General features: G+C 67.3%; 14 protein-coding genes and 1 tRNA gene. 8 read left to right on the top strand and 7 right to left on the bottom strand.

The window, feature by feature from the left end; genetic code table 11:
* Positions 1-72: 72 nt before the first annotated feature.
* Positions 73-900 (top strand): EI24 domain-containing protein, encoded by an 828-nt coding sequence (locus tag PQB87_RS12160; protein WP_021157649.1) that lies wholly within the window; start codon positions 73-75, stop codon positions 898-900.
* On the top strand, positions 897-1,712 hold the full coding sequence (locus tag PQB87_RS12155) for a competence/damage-inducible protein A (RefSeq protein WP_027786951.1): 816 nt from the start codon (positions 897-899) through the stop codon (positions 1,710-1,712). Before PQB87_RS12160 ends, PQB87_RS12155 begins: the two co-directional genes overlap by 4 nt.
* 115 nt (positions 1,713-1,827) lie before the next feature.
* Here PQB87_RS12155 and PQB87_RS12150 read toward each other — a convergent pair whose 3' ends face one another.
* Entirely contained in the window at positions 1,828-2,292 is a 465-nt protein-coding gene (locus PQB87_RS12150) for a rhodanese-like domain-containing protein (RefSeq protein WP_027786952.1), read from the bottom strand.
* 407 nt (positions 2,293-2,699) lie between these two features.
* Here PQB87_RS12150 and glnA point away from each other — a divergent pair, with 407 nt between their 5' ends.
* The 4 genes from glnA (at position 2,700) to PQB87_RS12130 (ending at position 9,180) form a co-directional block, all read left to right on the top strand.
* Entirely contained in the window at positions 2,700-4,115 is a 1,416-nt protein-coding gene (gene glnA, locus PQB87_RS12145) for a type I glutamate--ammonia ligase (protein WP_017331833.1), read from the top strand.
* A gap of 160 nt (positions 4,116-4,275) precedes the next feature.
* The gene (glnL, locus tag PQB87_RS12140) at positions 4,276-5,418 is read left to right on the top strand and encodes a nitrogen regulation protein NR(II) (protein WP_021157653.1); all 1,143 of its coding nucleotides are present in this window, start codon (positions 4,276-4,278) and stop codon (positions 5,416-5,418) included.
* Positions 5,419-5,464: 46 nt separating this feature from the next.
* Complete coding sequence (ntrC, locus tag PQB87_RS12135) at positions 5,465-6,982, top strand: nitrogen regulation protein NR(I) (RefSeq protein ID WP_021157654.1); 1,518 nt, start codon at positions 5,465-5,467, stop codon at positions 6,980-6,982.
* 89 nt (positions 6,983-7,071) lie between these two features.
* On the top strand, positions 7,072-9,180 hold the full coding sequence (locus PQB87_RS12130) for a prolyl oligopeptidase family serine peptidase (RefSeq protein WP_489241924.1): 2,109 nt from the start codon (positions 7,072-7,074) through the stop codon (positions 9,178-9,180).
* 17 nt (positions 9,181-9,197) lie between these two features.
* On the opposite strand, the gene xth is transcribed toward PQB87_RS12130, so the two are convergent.
* Positions 9,198-9,974, bottom strand: coding sequence for an exodeoxyribonuclease III (xth, locus tag PQB87_RS12125; RefSeq protein ID WP_048024087.1), 777 nt, complete (start codon positions 9,972-9,974; stop codon positions 9,198-9,200).
* Between the two features lie 182 nt (positions 9,975-10,156).
* Between xth and PQB87_RS12120 the strand changes: the two genes are divergently transcribed.
* Positions 10,157-10,233 (top strand) — tRNA-Met (locus PQB87_RS12120).
* 98 nt (positions 10,234-10,331) lie between these two features.
* On the opposite strand, the gene PQB87_RS12115 is transcribed toward PQB87_RS12120, so the two are convergent.
* Positions 10,332-11,024, bottom strand: coding sequence for an aspartate/glutamate racemase family protein (locus PQB87_RS12115; protein ID WP_021157657.1), 693 nt, complete (start codon positions 11,022-11,024; stop codon positions 10,332-10,334).
* Between the two features lie 136 nt (positions 11,025-11,160).
* Here PQB87_RS12115 and dinB point away from each other — a divergent pair, with 136 nt between their 5' ends.
* Positions 11,161-12,354: a DNA polymerase IV gene (gene dinB, locus PQB87_RS12110; RefSeq protein ID WP_175829640.1), complete on the top strand. Its 1,194-nt coding sequence runs from the start codon at positions 11,161-11,163 to the stop codon at positions 12,352-12,354.
* A gap of 60 nt (positions 12,355-12,414) precedes the next feature.
* On the opposite strand, the gene PQB87_RS12105 is transcribed toward dinB, so the two are convergent.
* The 4 genes from PQB87_RS12105 to fixL form a co-directional block, all read right to left on the bottom strand.
* Positions 12,415-14,502, bottom strand: a complete 2,088-nt coding sequence (locus PQB87_RS12105) for a M3 family metallopeptidase (protein ID WP_027786957.1) — start codon at positions 14,500-14,502, stop codon at positions 12,415-12,417.
* 237 nt (positions 14,503-14,739) lie between these two features.
* Entirely contained in the window at positions 14,740-15,600 is an 861-nt protein-coding gene (gene folD, locus PQB87_RS12100) for a bifunctional methylenetetrahydrofolate dehydrogenase/methenyltetrahydrofolate cyclohydrolase FolD (protein WP_048024084.1), read from the bottom strand.
* Positions 15,601-15,844: 244 nt separating this feature from the next.
* A complete protein-coding gene (fixJ, locus tag PQB87_RS12095) occupies positions 15,845-16,483 on the bottom strand; it encodes an oxygen response regulator transcription factor FixJ (protein ID WP_006493245.1) in 639 nt (212 codons plus the stop codon).
* A complete protein-coding gene (gene fixL / locus PQB87_RS12090) occupies positions 16,480-18,996 on the bottom strand; it encodes an oxygen sensor histidine kinase FixL (RefSeq protein ID WP_027786960.1) in 2,517 nt (838 codons plus the stop codon). Before fixL ends, fixJ begins: the two co-directional genes overlap by 4 nt.
* Positions 18,997-19,050 lie beyond the last annotated feature (54 nt).

Raw genomic sequence — 19,050 nt, 5'->3', positions numbered from 1 at the left:
CGCATGTGCTTTGGCGCATGCGGGCCGCGTGGTTTATCCTTTCCCCGTTTTTCTCCGTCGATACAGGCTCGCATGAACGACTTGCTGCGTTCCTTCGTCCGGGCATTGGCGAGCGCACTGCATCCACGCATGCTCTGGCTCACCCTGATGCCGTTTCTCGTCTCGGCCGTCCTGTGGGGCGTCGTGCTGTGGTTCTCGTGGCAGACGCTGCTGGACCTCGCACGCGGCGCGCTCGACGGCTTCGTGCTGACGGCCCTGCTGTACCGCGCGTTCGACGCGATCGGCATGTCGCAGCTGCATGCGGTCGTCGCGCCATTCGTGGTCGTGTCGCTCGCGATTCCGCTGATCGTGCTGACCGTGCTGTTGCTGATCGCGACGATTTCGATGCCGGTCGTGATCAAGCACCTGTCGAACCGGCAGTTCGCGGCGCTCGAGCCGAAGCGGGGCGGCACCTTCTTCGGCAGCGTGTTCAACTCGCTGTGGGCGGCGCTGGCCGGCGTCGTCGTGCTGGTCGTCACGATCCCGCTGTGGCTGATTCCACCGTTCTTCGCGCTGCTGCCGCCCGTGATCTGGGGCTGGCTCACGTACCGCGTGATGACCTACGACGCACTCGCGCTGCACGCGAGCCGCGACGAGCGCCGGGCGCTCGTGCGCCGGCACCGCTGGCCGCTGATCGGCATCGGCGTCGCGACCGGGCTGCTCGGCACCGTGCCGACCTTCGTGTGGGTATCGTCGGTCTGGATGATGGTGCTGTTCCCGTTCGTCGCGGCGGCCATGATCTGGGTTTACGCTTTCATCCTCGTCTTCTCGGCGCTGTGGTTCGGGCATTATTGCCTGCGCGCGCTGGAGGACCTGCGTGCGAGTTCGCGCGCCACCGCAATCGACATGGGGCAGGCATGAGCATCGGCATCATCATCATCGGCGACGAAATCCTTTCGGGCCGCCGGCAGGACAAGCATCTGGCGAAGGTCATCGAGCTGCTCGGCGCACGCGGCCTCGCGCTCGACTGGGCCGAATACGTCGGCGACGATCCGGCGCGCATCACGGCGACGCTCGCGCGCGCGATCGCGTCGGGCGACATCGTGTTCTCGACGGGCGGGATCGGCGCGACGCCGGACGACCACACGCGCCAGTGCGCGGCCGCCGCGCTCGGCGTGACGCTCGAGCTGCATCCGGAAGCGAAGGTGCTGATTTCGGAGCGGATCCGCGAAACCCACACCGACCCGGCCACGCCGGTCGATTTCGATTCTCCGGAGAACCAGCACCGCTTCAACATGGGCGTGTTTCCGGTGGGCGCGACGATCATCCCGAACGGCTACAACCGGATTCCCGGTTTCTCGGTCGGCGACCTGCATTTCGTGCCGGGCTTCCCGGTGATGGCGTGGCCGATGATCGAATGGGTGCTCGATACGAAGTACGCGCACCTGCATCACGCGACGCCGCACGCGGAGCGTTCGCTGTACGTGTTCGAGCTGCCGGAATCGACGCTCACGCCGTTGATGGAGCGCATCGAGCGCGATTTCCCGGGCGTGCGCGTGTTCAGCCTGCCGAGCGTGGGTGATGCGGAGCGTGGCGGGATCTTCGCGCGCCGTCACATCGACCTCGGCGTGAAGGGCGAGCCGGAAGCGGTCGCGGCCGCGTACGTGAAGCTGCGCGAAGGTGTGCACCTGCTCGGCGGCGACGTCGTCGAAGCCGAGACGTCGCGCGCCTGAGCGGCGCGCCAGCCGGCCGCACAAAAACCACGGGCCGCGCAACGCGGCCCGTCATCGGCATGTCATCGCCCGGCTCGACGATGAGGCTGTCGTCACCGGTGGGCGCGGCGCGCCGTCAGGCGCCGATCCACGGCAGTTTCCGGAAGCACCAGCCGTCGACCGTCTTGCGGTGGCCTTCGGCGTCCTTCGCGCCCTCGAAGCCTTCGAGCAGGTCGAACGCCTTCGTGAAGCCGGCCTGCGTGGAGGCGACCGCGGCGAGCTTCGAGCGCGCGGCGCTGCGGCACAGGAACAGGATGGGGGTATCGGCCGGGAGGGCCGCCTTCAGTTCGTTGACGAATTCGGCGTTCGGCACGCCGCCCGGGTAGCGCGTCCATTCGAGGTGCAGGTACTGGCCGTCGCCGACGAGCGGGCGGCCGATCCAGTCGAGTTCGGCGCGGGTGCGCACGTCGACGAGGCGTGCCGACGGATCGAGCTGCAGCAGTTCGAAGGCTTCGGCCGGCAGCAGCGCCCCGGCGTAGTTGAGCGCGCCTTGGGCGCGGCGTTCGTCGGCCTTCGCGTAAAGCTGGTCGAGCGTACTCATGGCAGGGAGTCTCCGTATCGGTCAAACGAGCATTCTAGCGCGGCGTCGCGGCACGGATGGCCGCGTGCGGTGCGATGCACGTGTGACCCACGCGTTCACCAAAAAAGTGCAGAATGGCACGCATGCACCAGAATGATTCCTTGGCTGCGACGGGCCGCCGGAATTGCACCATCGCAGTGCTTTCGGCGAGCGACCGGTGCGGCGCAAGGCCCCGGAATCGCGCAGCCCGGCCCTGTCGTGGCGAGCCCCGGCGCGATTTGCGCCCGTCGTTCGCAAAGGTGGCACGGAAGCTGCTATATAGAATTCGGTCGAATCGGGGCGCGCTGCGCCAAAGCAAGACCCCGGTCAGCTCGATAAACGAGGCGGTTCCCAGTCCGCCGGAATTGTTCTAATCAGGAGAAGAGGTTATGAGTAAAACCGTCGCCGACGTCATGCAGCTCGTGAAGGACGAGGACGTCAAGTTTGTCGATTTCCGCTTCACGGATACGCGCGGCAAGGAGCAGCACGTGTCGGTGCCGGTTTCGGCGTTTGACGAAGACAAGTTCGAAAGCGGCCATGCATTCGACGGCTCGTCGATCGCCGGCTGGAAGGGCATCGAGGCGTCGGACATGCTGCTCATGCCGGACCCGAGCGCCGCTTTCGTCGACCCGTTCTATGAAGAGTCGACCCTCGTGCTGACCTGCGACGTGGTCGAGCCGGCCGACGGCAAGGGCTACGAGCGCGATCCGCGTTCGCTCGCGAAGCGCGGCGAAGCGTACCTGAAGAGCACGGGCATCGGCGACACGGCCTACTTCGGTCCGGAACCGGAATTCTTCATTTTCGACTCGGTCCAGTGGAACACGGACATGTCGGGCTGCTTCGTGAAGATCAACTCGGAAGAAGCGCCGTGGTCGGCAGGCAAGGAATTCGAAGGCGGCAACACGGGTCACCGTCCGGGCACGAAGGGCGGCTACTTCCCGGTCGCACCGGTCGACACGTTCCAGGACATGCGTTCGGAAATGTGCCTGCTGCTCGAACAGCTCGGCATCCCGGTCGAAGTGCACCACCACGAAGTGGCGGGCCAGGGCCAGAACGAAATCGGCACGAAGTTCTCGACGCTGGTTCAGCGCGCCGACTGGACGCAATGGTCGAAGTACATCATCCACAACGTCGCGCACTCGTACGGCAAGACGGCGACGTTCATGCCGAAGCCGGTCGTCGGCGACAACGGTTCGGGCATGCACGTTCACCAGTCGATCTGGAAGGACGGCCAGAACCTGTTCGCGGGCAACGGCTACGCCGGCCTGTCGGAACTGGCGCTGTTCTACATCGGCGGCATCATCAAGCACGCCCGTGCACTGAACGCGATCACGAACCCGACGACGAACTCGTACAAGCGTCTGGTCCCGCACTTCGAAGCACCGGTCAAGCTCGCGTACTCGGCGCGCAACCGTTCGGCATCGATCCGCATTCCGCACGTGTCGAACCCGAAGGGCCGCCGTATCGAAACGCGCTTCCCGGATCCGATGGCGAACCCGTACCTGTGCTTCACGGCGCTGATGATGGCCGGCCTCGACGGGATCCAGAACAAGATCCATCCGGGCGAAGCAGCGGACAAGAACCTGTACGACCTGCCGCCGGAAGAAGATGCAAAGATCCCGACCGTCTGCGCGGGCCTCGACCAGGCACTCGAAGCGCTCGACAAGGATCGCGAGTTCCTGACGCGCGGCGGCGTGTTCACGGACGGCATGATCGACGCGTACCTCGCGCTGAAGGAGCAGGAGCTGGCGAAGTTCCGCATGACGACGCACCCGATCGAGTTCGAGATGTACTACTCGCTGTAATCGGCGATGGCGCTTCGATTCAGCGCCGTTTTGCCGGTTCGTTCCCGCCGCGCGGTTGGCGGCGGGGGCGGCGGAGTCTGAAAGGGGCGGCGTTCAGCCGTCCCTTTTTTGTTCCGGTGATTTTCCTTTTCTGGCCCGTTGAGGCGCGACAAGCACGCAGATGGTTCTGAAGAATCTGATCAAGGCGAAAACGGGGCAGCCCGAGCGACTGACGGACGACGAGCGGCTCGCACGCTCGGGCCTGCTGGCGGGGCTGGAAGCGCTGCCGACGGTCGTGCTCGTGCTCGACCGCAAGACGCTGCGGATCGCGTTCGCGAACCCGTCCGCGGAGGCGATGCTCGACATCTCGCGCCGGCAGCTCGCGCAGCGGCCGTGGGGCGAGATCTTTCCGAACGCGAACGAACTGGCGTCGACGATCACCGCGATCGGCGAGGAACGCTTTCACGCGACGCACCTCGATACCGTGCTCGACCGGCCCGGCCGCGAACCGCTGCACGTGCACGCGATCGTCGGCTTCCTCGAGACCGCGCCCGATTTCGTGCTCGTCGAGCTGTTCGAGAACGAACGGCAGTCGCGCACCGATCGCGAGGAGCGCATCCACGACCTGACCGCGGTCAACAAGCAGCTGATCCGCAACCTCGCGCACGAGATCAAGAATCCGCTCGGCGGCATTCGCGGCGCAGCCCAGCTGCTCGAATTCGAACTCGGCGAGCGCGAGCGCGGCGAGTTGCGCGAATACACGCAGGTGATCATCAAGGAGTCCGACCGCCTGCAGACGCTCGTCGACCGGTTGCTGGAGCCGCACCGGCATCCGCACATCGTCGGCGACGTGAACATTCATGAAGTATGCGAACGCGTGCGCGCGGTGATGCTCGCGGAATTCCCGCGCGGGCTCACGATCGAGCGCGACTACGACGTGAGCGTGCCGGACCTGCGCGGCGACAAGGAGCAACTGATCCAGGCGCTGCTCAACATCGTGCGCAACGCGGCGCAGGCGCTGCGCGAACGGATCGCGCAGGGCGACGCGAAGATCGAGTTGCGCACGCGCATCGCGCGCAAGGTGACGATCGCGAAGCGCCTGTACCGGCTGGCACTGGACTTGCACGTGATCGACAACGGACCCGGCATCCCGGAAGACATCCGCGACCGGATCTTCTACCCGCTCGTGTCCGGGCGCGACGACGGCAGCGGCCTCGGCCTGACGCTCGCGCAGACGTTCGTGCAGCAGCACGACGGGACGATCGAGGTCGAAAGCCGGCCCGGACGTACCGAATTTCAGATCCTGCTGCCGCTCGATCATTGAGCGGCGGCATGGCGATTCACCGGATTCACCAATATCTGACCGACCTATGAAGCCGATCTGGATAGTAGACGACGACCAATCGATCCGCTGGGTGCTTGAAAAGGCGCTTGCCCGGGACAGCTTCGCGACGAAGAGCTTCGCGAACGTGCGCGACGCGCTGGCCGCGCTCGACCACGAGACGCCGCAGGTGCTCGTATCCGACATCCGGATGCCGGGCGGCTCGGGCCTCGAGTTGCTGCAGGCGATGCACGAGCGCCTGCCGGGCCTGCCCGTCATCATCATGACGGCGTTCTCCGATCTCGACAGCGCCGTCGCGGCGTTCCAGGGCGGCGCGTTCGAATATCTTGCGAAGCCGTTCGACGTCGACAAGGCGGTCGAGCTGATCCGCCGCGCCGTCGAGGAAAGCCTGCGCGGCGGCGTGCCGCAGGACGAGCGCGTGGCCGAGGCGCCCGAGATGCTCGGCCAGGCGCCCGCGATGCAGGACATGTTCCGCGCGATCGGCCGCCTGTCGCACTCGGCCGCGACCGTGCTGATCACCGGCGAATCGGGCACCGGCAAGGAGCTCGTCGCGCGTGCGCTGCACCGTCACAGCCCGCGCGCGAACGGGCCGTTCATCGCGCTGAACACCGCGGCGATCCCGAAGGACCTGCTCGAATCCGAGCTGTTCGGCCATGAGCGCGGCGCGTTCACCGGCGCGCAGTCGACGCGGCAGGGCCGCTTCGAGCAGGCCGAGAACGGCACGCTGTTCCTCGACGAAATCGGCGACATGCCGTTCGACCTGCAGACGCGCCTGTTGCGCGTGCTGTCGGACGGGCAGTTCTATCGGGTCGGCGGGCACAACCCGCTGCGCGCGAACGTGCGCGTGATCGCCGCGACGCACCAGAATCTCGAATCGCGCGTGCGGCAGGGCCTGTTCCGCGAAGACCTTTACCACCGGCTCAACGTGATCCGGCTGCGGCTGCCGCCGCTGCGCGAGCGCAGCGAGGACATCGCGCTGCTCACGCGCCACTTCCTGCAGAAGAGCGCGCGCGATCTCGGCGTCGAGCCGAAACGCGTGTCCGACGAGGCGCTGGCCTACCTGACGTCGCTCGCGTTTCCCGGCAACGTGCGCCAGCTCGAGAACCTCGCGAACTGGCTGACCGTGATGGCGCCCGCGCAGACGGTCGAGATCAAGGACCTGCCGCCCGACCTCGTGCCGGCCGGCGCGCCGGTCGTCGCTGCAGGCGAAGGTGCGGGCACGCACGTCGGTGGTGGCGATACGGCACTCTCGGCACCGGTGACGGGCACGGCGCCGGTGGCGTCCGCGCCAGTCGCGGCCGCGCCGAACGGCAGCGCGCCGGCCGGCTATCCGGTGTGGGAGCATGGTTTGCGCACCGAGGTTGCACGGCTGTTGCGCGAGAACTCGGCCGACGTGATGGACGAACTCGCACGCCGCTTCGAGGCGGCCGTGATCCGCGAGGCGCTCGACTTCACGCGCGGTCGCAAGGTCGAGGCCGCGGAGCGCCTCGGCATCGGCCGCAACACGATCACGCGCAAGATCCAGGAACTCCATCTGGAGCCCTGAGCACGATTTGCGGCATGCGCGGGCATCGCGCATGCCGCGATCGGACATAATCGCGGTTTGCACGCCGTTTGCCATTCCGCCCATCCGCAATGTCCGATTCCTTCCGCTGGCCCACCGGGGCCGACCCGTTCCGTTTCCTCGAAGCGCTCGACAGCAAGCGTGCCCGCACGTGGGTCGACGAGCAGAACGCGCGCACGCGCGCCGCGCTGCGTGACGACGATGCCTATCGCGCGCTCACGGCGCGCCTCGCGAAAGCGTACCTGCCGCGCGAACGCCCGGTGATTCCAACCCGCTGGCGCGACTGGGCCTACGACCTGTGGCAGGACGATCTCCATCCGAAGGGGCTGTGGCGCCGCACGCGCTGGGACGACTGGCGTGCGGGCCGGCCGGCGTGGGAAACGCTGCTCGACGTCGACGCGCTCGGCGCGGAGGAGGGCGAATCGTGGGTGTTCGAGCAGGACGCGATCCTGTACCCGGACGGCGATCGCGCGCTGCTGTCGCTGTCGCCGGGCGGTGCCGACGCGGTCGTCGTGCGCGAATTCGATCTCGTCGAACGTCGTTTCGTCGACGGCGGCTTCACGATCGACGAGCCGGGGCATCACACGGTCGGCTGGATCGATCGCGATACCGTCTACGTGAGCTGGGATCGCGGCGACGCGCATGCCACCGCGGCCGGCTATCCGTATGAAGCGCGGCGCTGGGTGCGCGGCACCGCGCTTGCCGATGCGCCTGTCGTCTTCAGCGGCGAACCCGACGACATCAGCGCGGGCGCGGGGTTCGATCCGATCGACAACCGCCACGTCGCGTGGCGCAGCGTCGACTTCTTCGATGCGCATGCGTACCGGCTGACCGATGCGGGCGAGTGGGCGCGCTACGACGTGCCGCCCCATGTCGAGGTCGGGTTCTGGGAAGGCTGGCTCATGCTGGAGCCGCGCCTCGACTGGGATTGCGGCGGCGTGCGCCATGCGGGCGGCTCGCTGCTGGCGATCCGCGAGCAGGCGTTCCTGGCCGGGTCGCGCGAACTCACGACGCTGTTCGCGCCGCAGCCGACGACGTCCGCGTGCACGTGGACGCACACGCGCACGACGCTGATCGCGAGCTGGCTCGATGACGTGCACAACCGCACGCTGCTGTGGCAACCGCGACAGGTCGACGACGGTACGTGGACATGGGATGCACGGCCGTTCGAGTGGGCGGGCGACGCGCAGATCGACGTCGAGCCCGTCGAGGCGACGCTGAACGACGAGGTGTACGTCGACGTCGACACCTATCTCGATCCACCCGAATGCTGGCTGGCGGATCTGGCCGACCGCGCGGACGATGCGTCGTCGCGCCGCGTGCTGCTCGACCGGCCGCCGGTGCAGTTCGACGCGACGGGGCTCGTCGTGCGCCGCGCGAGCGCGCGCTCGCAAGACGGCACGATGGTGCCGTACACGCTGATCGGGCCGCGCGATGCACTCGATCCGGCCGAAGGCGCCACGCGCGTCGCGCGGCCGTGTTTGCTGTCGGGCTACGGCGGTTTTGCGATCCCGAACCTGCCGGGCTACAGCGACGCGTTCGGCATCGGGTGGCTCGAGCGCGGCGGCGTGATGGCGTTCGCGCACATCCGCGGCGGCGGCGAGTTCGGGCCGCGCTGGCACGTCGACGCGCAGCGCGAACACCGCCAGCGCTCGTTCGACGATTTCATCGCGGTGGCCGAGGATCTGGCCGCGACCGGCGTGACGAGCGCCGCACAGCTCGGCATCGAGGGCGGCAGCAACGGCGGGCTGCTGGTTGCCGCGTGCATGGTGCAGCGGCCGGAGCTGTTCGGCGCGGTGCTCTGCCGCGTGCCGCTGCTCGACATGCGGCGTTATCCGAAGCTGCACGCGGGCGCCGCGTGGCTCGACGAATACGGCGACCCGGACGATCCGCACGAAGGTGCGGCGCTGGCCGCGTATTCGCCGTATCACCGCGTGCGCGAGGGCGTCGCGTATCCGCCGTTACTGCTGACGACGTCGACGCGCGACGACCGCGTGCATCCCGCGCATGCGCGCAAGATGGCCGCGCGCATGCATGCGCTCGGTCATGAACGGGTGTGGTATTGGGAGAACACCGACGGCGGCCACGGCAGTGCCGACGATCTGGAACGCGCGGAAGCCGACGCGGCGGAATTCGGGTTCCTGTGGGCCCATCTCGGGCCGGCGCCCGCGCGGCGCTGAACGCGCGGGCTGCCCGGTCAGCCGACGACCGCGACCACGGGCGTGTGGTCGGACGGCTGTTCCCACGTGCGCGGCGTGCGATCGACCTCGCACGACGTGCAGGTTTGCGCGAGCGCCGGCGACAGCAGCACGTGGTCGATGCGCAGCCCCGCGTTGCGGCGGAACGCCATCATCCGGTAGTCCCACCACGTGAAGGTCTTCTCCGGCTGTTCGAAGCGGCGGAACGCATCGACGAAGCCGAGTTCGATCAGTTGCGCGAAGTGGGCGCGCTCCTGCGGCGACACGAGGTTCTGGCCTTCCCATTTCGCGGGGTCGTGCACGTCGCGGTCTTCCGGCGCGATGTTGTAGTCGCCGAGCAGCGCGAGCTTCGGGTAGCGCTGCAGCTCGGTGCGCAGCCACGCCTGCAGCGCGTCGAGCCATTGCATCTTGTAGACGAACTTGTCCGAGTCGGGCGCCTGGCCGTTCGGGAAATACGCGGACACGATGCGCACGCCGTCGACCGTCGCGGCGATCACGCGCTGCTGGGGATCGTCGAAGCCCGGAATGTTGCGCACGACGTCCGATTCGTCGACGGACAGCGTGTCGCGCGCGAGGATCGCGACGCCGTTGTAGGTCTTCTGGCCCGTGAACCAGCTGCGGTAGCCGGCGGCTTCAAGATCGGCGCGCGGGAATTTCTCGTCCGGCAGCTTCAGTTCCTGCAGGCACAGCACGTCGGTGCCGCTTTGCGCGAGCCAGTCGAGTACGTGCTGCTTGCGGACGTTGAGCGAGTTGACGTTCCAGGTGGCGATTTTCATGAACGGGAGTGTGCGTGCGGGGTAAATGCGAAGGCCGCCATCTTACCGCGAGCACGCGGTGCGAACGCGCCCGTCGTGCGGGGCGGGGCGGTGCCTCGCACCGCCGTCGCGGGGAATCGGGAAGAAATTGTGACAAAAGTATTGACGTGAGTACTTCCTCACCCTATAATTTATTTCTCTGACGCGGGGTGGAGCAGTCTGGCAGCTCGTCGGGCTCATAACCCGAAGGTCGTAGGTTCAAATCCTACCCCCGCAACCAAGCACACCAGACGATGTGCAGCGCAAGTGACCGATGCGCGCTTCGTCGACAAGAACCCGGCCCCGTGCCGGGTTTTTTGTTTTCTGCGCGCGGCGCCGCTATTGCGCCGCCCACTCGACCGCCGCCTTCGCATGCAGCGCGGTCGTATCGAACACCGGCAGCGGCGAGTCGTCCGCGCCGATCAGCAGCGTGATTTCCGTGCAGCCGAGGATCACCGCCTGGGCGCCGCGTGTCGCCAGTTCCTCGATGATCGTCACGTACGTCGCGCGCGATTGCGGCGCGATGATGCCGTGGCACAGCTCGTCGTAGATGATCCGGTGCACGTCGTCGCGCCCACGTTCGTCCGGCACGAGTACCTCCATGCCGAACCTGTCGCGCAACCGCTCCGCGTAGAACGGCAACTCCATCGTGTAGCGCGTGCCCAGCAGCGCGACGCGCTCGATGCCCGCATCGCGCAGCGCGGCGCCGGTCGGATCGGCGATGTGCAGGAACGGCAGCGTCACCGCGGCTTCGATCGCGGCGTGGACGCGATGCATCGTATTGGTCGTCAGCACGACGAGATCGGCGCCGGCCGCTTCGAGCTGCCGCGCGGCGCCGGCCATCCGCTCGCCGAGCGCGGCCCAGTCGTGCGTGCGCTGCAGCGCTTCGATCTCCGCGAAATCGACCGTGACCAGCACGCTTTTCGCGTTGTGATGCCCGCCGTGCAGCGCCTTCGAATGGCGATTGATCATCCGGTAGTACTCGGCCGACGATTCCCAGCTCATCCCGCCGATCAGTCCGATCGTCTTCATTCGTTACCTTTGCGTTTCGTGTATTGCGGCAGACGAGTATAGGCGCCGCTGCCCGCGCCGGCCGGTACGATCCGTGCAAAGCGGGCCGGTACGGCACAGCCGGGCGCGACCGCACGCGACAGTTGAAACCGGCACTGTGTTTTTGTACAGTATCGGCACCGTGAACCCGACCATCATTCCGCCTGCCGATCCGCACGCGCCGCCACCGGGCGACGTGCTGCCGCGCATGCGCAAGATCATTCATTGCGATTGCGACTGCTTCTACGCGTCGGTCGAGATGCGCGACGACCCGTCGCTGCGCAACCGGCCGCTCGCGGTCGGCGGCCGGCCCGACCAGCGCGGCGTGATCGCGACCTGCAACTACGAGGCGCGGCGCTACGGCGTGCATTCGGCGATGTCGTCGGCGCTGGCGATGCGCAAGTGTCCGGACCTGCTGATCCTGCCGTCCGCGATGGACAAGTACCGCGCGGCATCGCGGCAGATCATGGCGATCTATCGCGACTACACGCCCGACGTCGAGCCGCTGTCGCTCGACGAGGCGTACCTCGACGTCAGCGGGTCGGAACGGTGCCAGGGCAGTGCGACGCTGATTGCGCGGGAGATCCGCCAGCGCGTGCACGATACGGTCGGCGTGACCGTGTCGGCCGGCGTCGCGCCGAACAAGTTCATCGCGAAGATCGCGTCCGACTGGAACAAGCCGGACGGGCTGTTCGTCGTGCGGCCGCACGAGATCGACGCATTCGTCGCGGCGCTGCCGGTGCGCAAGCTGCACGGCGTGGGCAAGGTGACGGCCTCGCGGCTCGACCGGCTCGGCATCCAGACCTGCGCGCAATTGCGCGACTGGCCGCTGATCGACCTGCACCGCGAATTCGGCGCGTTCGGGCGGCGGCTGTACGAATTGTCGCGCGGGATCGACGAGCGGCCGGTGCAGGCCGACCAGGAGCGCAAGTCGGTCAGCGTCGAGACGACCTACGTCACCGATCTGACGACGCTCGAGCAGTGCGCGGAAGAAATCCGCCGCCTCGTCGTGCAGCTCGATGCGCGTATCGCGCGGGCGGGCGCCGCGCGGTCGATCCGCAAGCTGTACGTGAAGATCCGTTTCGCCGATTTCCAGCGGACGACGGTCGAGTGCGTGGCCGACGCGACGCATGCGGATACGGCCGTCACGCTGCTCGCGAAGGGGCTGCAACGGCGTGCGCAGGCGGTGCGGCTGCTCGGCGTCGGCGTGCGCATCGACGAGGATACCGCCGAGCGCCACGGGCAGTTCTCGCTGTTCGACGACGAAGCTGGTAACGCCGGCGACGCAGCCGACGACCCCCCGGCGCCATGAAAAAAGGCACCGCCGCGGCGGTGCCTTTCGATGCAGCCGGACGAGCCGGACAGCGGGCGCTCAGTGCGCGGGTGCGGCCATCCCGTTGTGGCGCAGCAGCGCATCGATCTGCGGCTCGCGGCCGCGGAACGCCTTGAACGAATCCATCGCCGGGCGGCTGCCGCCGACCTCGAGGATTTCGCGGCGATAGCGCGTGCCGGTCGCTGCGTCGAGCACGCTGCCGCTCGCGGCAGCCGCTTCCTCGAACGCCGCGTACGCATCGGCCGACAGCACCTCGGCCCACTTGTAGCTGTAGTAGCCGGCCGCGTAGCCGCCCGCGAAGATGTGGCTGAACGTGTTCGGCCAGCGCGAGAACGCGGCTTGCGGGATCACGTGATAGCGTTCGTTGATCTCGCGCGCGAATGCGGTCACGCCGGTGGCGCCCGCCGGGTCGAAGTCGACGTGCAGCAGCATGTCGAACATCGAGAACACGATCTGGCGCAGCGTGCCGAGCCCGCTCTGGAAGTTCTTCGCGGCGATCATCTTGTCGAACAGCTCGCGCGGCAGCGCGGCGCCCGTATCGACGTGCGACGACATCGACGACAGCACGTCCCATTCCCAGCAGAAGTTTTCCATGAACTGCGACGGCAGCTCGACAGCATCCCATTCGACGCCGTTGATGCCCGACACGCCGAGCTCGTCGACGCGCGTGAGCATGTGGTGCAGCCCGTGACCGAACTCATGGAACAGCGTGATGACTTCGTCGTGCGTGAAGCATGCGGGCTTGCCGCCGACCGGTGCGGAGAAGTTGCAGGTCAGGTACGCGACCGGCGTCTGCACGGTGCTGCCGCGCTTCGCGCGCGAACGCGCGTCGTCCATCCACGCGCCGCCGCGCTTGCCTTCGCGCGCGTACAGGTCGAGATAGAACTGCGCGACGAGCGAGCCGTCGCGGTTTTCGACGCGGAAGAAGCGCACGTCCTTGTGCCACACCGGCGCATCGTCCGGCTTGATCTGGACGCCGAACAGCGTCTCGGTGACGGTGAACAGGCCCTTCAGCGCGGCCGGCTCCGGGAAGTACTGCTTGACCTCGTTTTCCGAGAACGCGTAGCGCTGCTGGCGCAGCTTCTCGGCCGCGTATGCGACGTCCCACGGCGCGAGTTCGGCGAGGCCGAGTTCCTTCGCGGCGAACGTGCGCAGCTCGTCCCAGTCCTTGTCCGCGTGCGGGCGTGCGCGCGTTGCGAGATCCTCGAGGAACGCGATCACCTGCTGCGGCGATTCGGCCATCTTCGGCGCGAGCGACACTTCGGCGAAGTTGCGGTAGCCGAGCATCTGCGCCTCTTCGCGGCGCAGCTTCAGCGCATCGGCGACGATCGCCGTGTTGTCCCATTCGGCCTTGCCGTCGCCGTACTGCGGCCCGAGTTCCGACGCGCGCGTCGCATAGGCGCGGTAGAGCGTCTCGCGCAGTGCGCGGTTGTCGGCGTATTGCAGCACCGGGAAGTACGACGGGAAGTGCAGCGTGAATTTCCAGCCTTCCTTGCCGTCCTTCTGCGCGGCTTCGCGGGCGGCCTCGATCGCGTCGCCGGGCAGTCCGGCCAGTTCGGCGTCGTCCTGCACGATGTACGCGTACGCGTTGGTCGCGTCGAGCACGTGATCGGAGAAGGCCTTCGACAGCGCGGCCTGCTGTTCCTGCAGTTCGGCGAAGCGCGGCTTCTGGTCCTCGGGCAGCTCGGCGCCCGACAGGCGGAAATCACGCAGCGCGTTGTCGAGGATCTTTTTGCGTTCGGTGGACAGCGTTGCGTATTCGGCACTCGCGGCGATCGCCTTGTACTTCTCGTACAGCGCGAGGTTCTGGCCGACGCTCGACCAGAATTCGGTCACGCGCGGCAGGTTTTCGCCGTAGGCGGCTCGCAGTTCGGGGGTATCGGCGACCGCGTTCAGGTGGCCGACGATGCCCCACGCGCGACCGAGCGGCTCCGTCGCGTGCTCGACCGTCTCGACGACATCCGCCCAGGTTGCCGGCGTCGCGGCGGCGCTTGCCGTCTCGACCGCGCGGTTGGCGGCATCGAGCAGCGTGTCGAGCGCGGGCGTCACGTGTTCCGGGCGAATCTCGCCGAAGCGGGGCAGGCCCGAGAAGTCGAGAAGCGGGTTGGTGTTGGCGCTGGCGGACATAAGACTCCCTGTCTGTTGCCGGATGAACCGGAGTGAAAAGGGTAAGGCGCGCACGGCAGCGCGGCGCCCGATATCGACATTATTGGGGCGCATCGCGCGCTTTCCAATCGTTAGTTTCTAACGACGCGATTGGCGCGGGGTCGAATGCGGGATGGGGTGGCCGGCAAGGTGCAACCGGCAAGGTGCGGCCGGCGAGGCGCCGGCGCGCGGAACCGCACGCCGGCTGAACGGGCAGGGTCAGGCGGCTGCGTCGGCCGCGCGCTCGGCGGCTTCGATCGTGTTGATCAGCAGCATCGTGATGGTCATCGGGCCGACGCCGCCCGGCACCGGCGTGATGTGGCCGGCCACTTCCTTCACGCCCGCGAAGTCGACGTCGCCGCACAGCTTGCCCGCATCGTCGCGGTTCATGCCGACGTCGATCACCGTCGCACCGGGCTTCACCATGTCGGCGGTCAGGATGTTGCGCTTGCCGACCGCGGCGACCACGACATCGGCCTGCCGCGTATGCGCGGCGAGGTCACGCGTCTTGCTGTGGCAGATCGTCACGGTCGCGCCGGCGTCGAGCAGCATCATCGCCATCGGCTTGCCGACGATGTTCGAGCGACCGATCACGACCGCGTTCGCACCCTGCAGCGGGATGCCGTGCGCCTCGAACATCTTCATCACGCCGTACGGCGTGCACGGCCGGAACAGCGGCTTGCCGGTCATCAGCGCGCCGGCGTTCGCGATGTGGAAGCCGTCGACGTCCTTCTCCGGCGCGATCGCCTCGATCACCTTGTGGCTGTCGATGTGCGCGGGCAGCGGCAGCTGGACGAGGATGCCGTGGATCTTCGGGTCGCGGTTCAGCTCGTCGATGCGCGCGAGCAGGTCGGCTTCCGACAGCGTGGCCGGGTACGCATCCTTCAGCGAGAAGAAGCCGTTGTCCTCGCACGCCTTGATCTTGTTGCGCACGTAGACTTCGCTCGCCGGGTTGGCGCCGACGAGGATCACCGCGAGACCGGGCTGGTGGCCGCGTGCGGTCAGGGCGGCGGCGCGTTCGGCGGCCTGCGCGCGCAAGGTCTTCGAGAGGGCGTTGCCGTCGATGAGGAGGGCTGTCATGGTGGTGGTCCTGCCGGGAAGTTGGAATGCGGGCGTGCGGCACGCGAAGCGCCGCAGCAAAGCACGCAATTATACCGGTCGCCTGCCGTCGTCCGACAGTGAATACAAGGAAAGCGTCATGGCGCCGGTGCCGGCGCTCCGGGAGGAAGCGCCGGGCCATGCCGCGCGAGTGGGCCGCATCGCGCGGCGCGGTAGCCGATGGTGCGGCCGGCCGGGCAGGGCTGCCCGGAGCCGCGCGCGACGCTCAGGCCTGCTTCTTCGACAGCGCGAGGCGCAGCAGGTCGGCCACCGTATTGACGTTGAGCTTTTCCATGATGTTCGCGCGGTGCGCTTCGACCGTCTTGATGCTGATGCCGAGATCGTCCGCGATCTGCTTGTTCAGGCGGCCCGCGATGATCCGTTCGAGCACCTGCTGTTCGCGCGCGGTCAGCTTCGACAGGCGTTCGCTCGCGGCACGCTGCTCCTGGACGCTCTTGCTTTCGCTTCGGGCCTTGTCGAGCATCCGCTCGACGAGCTTGCGCAACTCGGCTTCGTCGAACGGTTTCTCGATAAAGTCCATCGCACCCTTTTTCATCGTCGACACGGCCATCGGCACGTCGCCGTGACCCGTGACGAAGATGATCGGCAGCGCGGCATTGTCGGCGATCAGGCGCTCCTGCAGCTCGAGACCGCTCATGCCCGACATCCGCACGTCGAGGATCAGGCACGCGATCTGGCCGGCCTGCTGCGCCGGCTGGTACGCATCGAGGAACTGCTCGGCGCTCGAGAAGCATTGCACGCGATAGCCGTTCGCCTCCAGCAGCCAGCGCAGCGAGTCCCGTACGGCCTCGTCGTCGTCGACGACGAAGACGGTTTCCTGAGTGGTGGTGACAGGGCTATTCATAGTTCTCCCGTAACGGTATGTGATGCCGATGCCTCGCGCCCCCCTTGGCCGAGATCAGCGGGTTCCCCAATGGGCAGGCTGCAGTGGAACGTCGCGCCGGAAATGCGGCCATCCGGCTCGACGTTGTTGACCACCCACAGACGCCCCCGATGCGATTCGATGATCGAACGGCAGATGTTCAGCCCCATGCCCATGCCATCGGACTTGGTGCTGTAAAACGGTTCGAACAGGCGCTCGGCGGTCGCTTCGTCGACGCCCGGGCCCTGGTCGATCACGCGGATGTCGACGAATCCCGCCTCGATGTCGGCGATGACGCGGATCACGCCGTCCGCCGACGCCGGCTTCACGTCGGCCATCGCCTCGGCCGCGTTCTTCATCAGGTTCACGAGCACCTGCTCGATCAGCACGGGGTCGACATAAATAATAGGCATTCTTGCGAGGATTTCCGTGACGATCCGGATCCTGCGCTTCCTGGCCTCGATTTCAGCGAGCCCGACCGCGTCGGCGACGATGTCCGCGACCCGGGCCGGCTGGCGCTTCGGCTCGCTGCGCTTCACGAATTCGCGGATCCGCTTGACGATCATCCCGGCGCGCAGCGCCTGCTGCGCGGTCTTTTCCAGCGCGGGCTGCAGCGTCTCGGGCGTGCCGCGGCCGCTCTTGACGAGCGCAAGCGTGCCCGAGCAGTAGTTGTTGATCGCGGCGAGCGGCTGGTTCAATTCGTGAGCAATCGACGACGCCATTTCACCCATCGTCATCAATCGGCTCGTGAACTGCAGCTTCTCTTCCTGCTGGTGCGCGAGCTCCTGCGCCTTCTTGCGGGTCGTGATGTCGGTCGCGATCTGCATCTGCGCGAGGTGGCCGTCCACCCACTGGATGTACTGGCGGCGCACCTCGAACCACTTCTGGATGCTCTCGACGTACACCTCCTGCGCATCGGCCGTGCTGCTCGTCAGCGCGGCGGCCGGCAGGCCCGCGAACGCGTCGACCATGTCGATCGAGTCGGACGATGCCTGCGCGCGGTCGAAGCCGCCGCCCGACAGCTCGAGATGGCCGTCCGGGCGAATGCCGAACAGGTGGCGGTAGTAGCGGTTCGCGAACAGCAGCTCGGCTTCGTCGGCGGCCAGCACCGACACCGCGGCGTCGAGGCTTTCGAGCACCGTCGTGAAGCGCTCGTGCGCGGCCGCGAGTTCCTCGCGCGCACGCTTCGGCTCGGTGATGTCGGTCATCGACGACATCCAGCCGGTCTGTCGGCCCGAACTGTCGATCAGCGGCGACACGTACAGGCGCGCATGGAACAGCGTGCCGTTCTTGCGCCGCACGCGCAGCTCGAAGCCCGAGCTCGGCGCCTTGCCGCGCAGCGTCATGTCGAGCTGGCGCTGCATTTCCGGGTAAGCGTCGCGCGGCCAGTACGGGAACGGCGCGACCTTGCCGACGAGGTCGGTTTCGTCCCAGCCCGTCATCCGGCAGAACGCGGGGTTCACGTGCGTGATGCGGCCGTGCATGTCGAGCACGCGCATGCCGATCAGCACCGAATTCTCCATCGCGCGGCGGAAGAACGCCTCCGCGTACAGCGCCTGCTGCGCCTCGAAGCGCTGGCGCGTGTGCTTCCACAGGCTCCAGAGGCTCCACAGCACGAAGCACGACAGGCCCGCCACGAGCCACACGAGCGTGTTGTTGGTGAGGTTCGTGAGCTGCGGGAATGCGTACACGCGCACGGTCAGCCCCTGGCCGGGCGGATCGAGCGGCAGGTCGTAGTGCGAGTCGCGCGGCAGGCGCGGGCGTGTCGACGTGGACGACAGCTCGCGGTTGTTCGCGTCGGTGATCGAGATCTTGTACTTCGACGACAGTTCCTGCGGGATGTCGTGCTTCAGGATGCCTTCGACCGAGAACACCGCGGCGATCGAGCCGAGGTACTCGCGGTCGCCGCGCATGACGGGCGTCTGCAGCGTGATGAAGCCGTTGCCGAAGTCGTCGTAGATCAGCGGCGAATAGGCCTGGCGCCGCGTGCTGCGCGCCTCGTCGTACGCGCCGCGCACGGCGTCCTGCATCTGCGCTTCACCGGGCTTCGCGAGCCGCTGGCCGAGCAGCGGTGGATGCACGGTCGGCCAGCGCTGTACGCCGGGCGACGTGTACCAGTTCAGGTAGAGGATTTCCGGGTGCGTCTGCATCACGTCCGCGACGGCCATCTGGAACGCGTTCTGGTCGAGACGGCCGGACGCGAGGTCGCGCGACAGTGCCTGGAGCTGTTCCTGCGCGCCCGTCATCGACAGGCGGATCTGCTGCTGCGCCCACGCGACGTTCCGGAAGAGGGTGTCTTCCTGCTGCTGCTGTTCGCGGCGGTTGAGGCTCCACAGGATGAGGCTCATCACCACCAGGAACACGAGGATCGACAGCAGTGGCGTCAGCAAATAGGAATTGGACCACCACGGTCCGTGGTGCCAACGGGACGGCTGCGACTCCGCCGGCGGGCCCGACGGTCGCGCCGAGCGTGCGAAAAGCCGATCGGTCAACATGGCAGGATTGTAGCGCAGCGCAATACATGGAAAACCTATACCGGATATGTTGAA

The sequence above is a fragment of the Burkholderia sp. KL41 genome (assembly GCF_057005415.2).
This window is presented reverse-complemented; position numbering and strand designations above follow the sequence as displayed.

Coding starts and splice junctions, on each gene's coding strand:
- PQB87_RS12160 (WP_021157649.1), top strand. CDS start 73: ATGAACGACTTGCTGCGTTCCTTCGTCCGGGCATTGGCGAGCGCACTG.
- PQB87_RS12155 (WP_027786951.1), top strand. CDS start 897: ATGAGCATCGGCATCATCATCATCGGCGACGAAATCCTTTCGGGCCGC.
- PQB87_RS12150 (WP_027786952.1), bottom strand. CDS start 2,292: ATGAGTACGCTCGACCAGCTTTACGCGAAGGCCGACGAACGCCGCGCC.
- glnA (WP_017331833.1), top strand. CDS start 2,700: ATGAGTAAAACCGTCGCCGACGTCATGCAGCTCGTGAAGGACGAGGAC.
- glnL (WP_021157653.1), top strand. CDS start 4,276: ATGGTTCTGAAGAATCTGATCAAGGCGAAAACGGGGCAGCCCGAGCGA.
- ntrC (WP_021157654.1), top strand. CDS start 5,465: ATGAAGCCGATCTGGATAGTAGACGACGACCAATCGATCCGCTGGGTG.
- PQB87_RS12130 (WP_489241924.1), top strand. CDS start 7,072: ATGTCCGATTCCTTCCGCTGGCCCACCGGGGCCGACCCGTTCCGTTTC.
- xth (WP_048024087.1), bottom strand. CDS start 9,974: ATGAAAATCGCCACCTGGAACGTCAACTCGCTCAACGTCCGCAAGCAG.
- PQB87_RS12115 (WP_021157657.1), bottom strand. CDS start 11,024: ATGAAGACGATCGGACTGATCGGCGGGATGAGCTGGGAATCGTCGGCC.
- PQB87_RS12105 (WP_027786957.1), bottom strand. CDS start 14,502: ATGTCCGCCAGCGCCAACACCAACCCGCTTCTCGACTTCTCGGGCCTG.
- folD (WP_048024084.1), bottom strand. CDS start 15,600: ATGACAGCCCTCCTCATCGACGGCAACGCCCTCTCGAAGACCTTGCGC.
- fixJ (WP_006493245.1), bottom strand. CDS start 16,483: ATGAATAGCCCTGTCACCACCACTCAGGAAACCGTCTTCGTCGTCGAC.
- fixL (WP_027786960.1), bottom strand. CDS start 18,996: ATGTTGACCGATCGGCTTTTCGCACGCTCGGCGCGACCGTCGGGCCCG.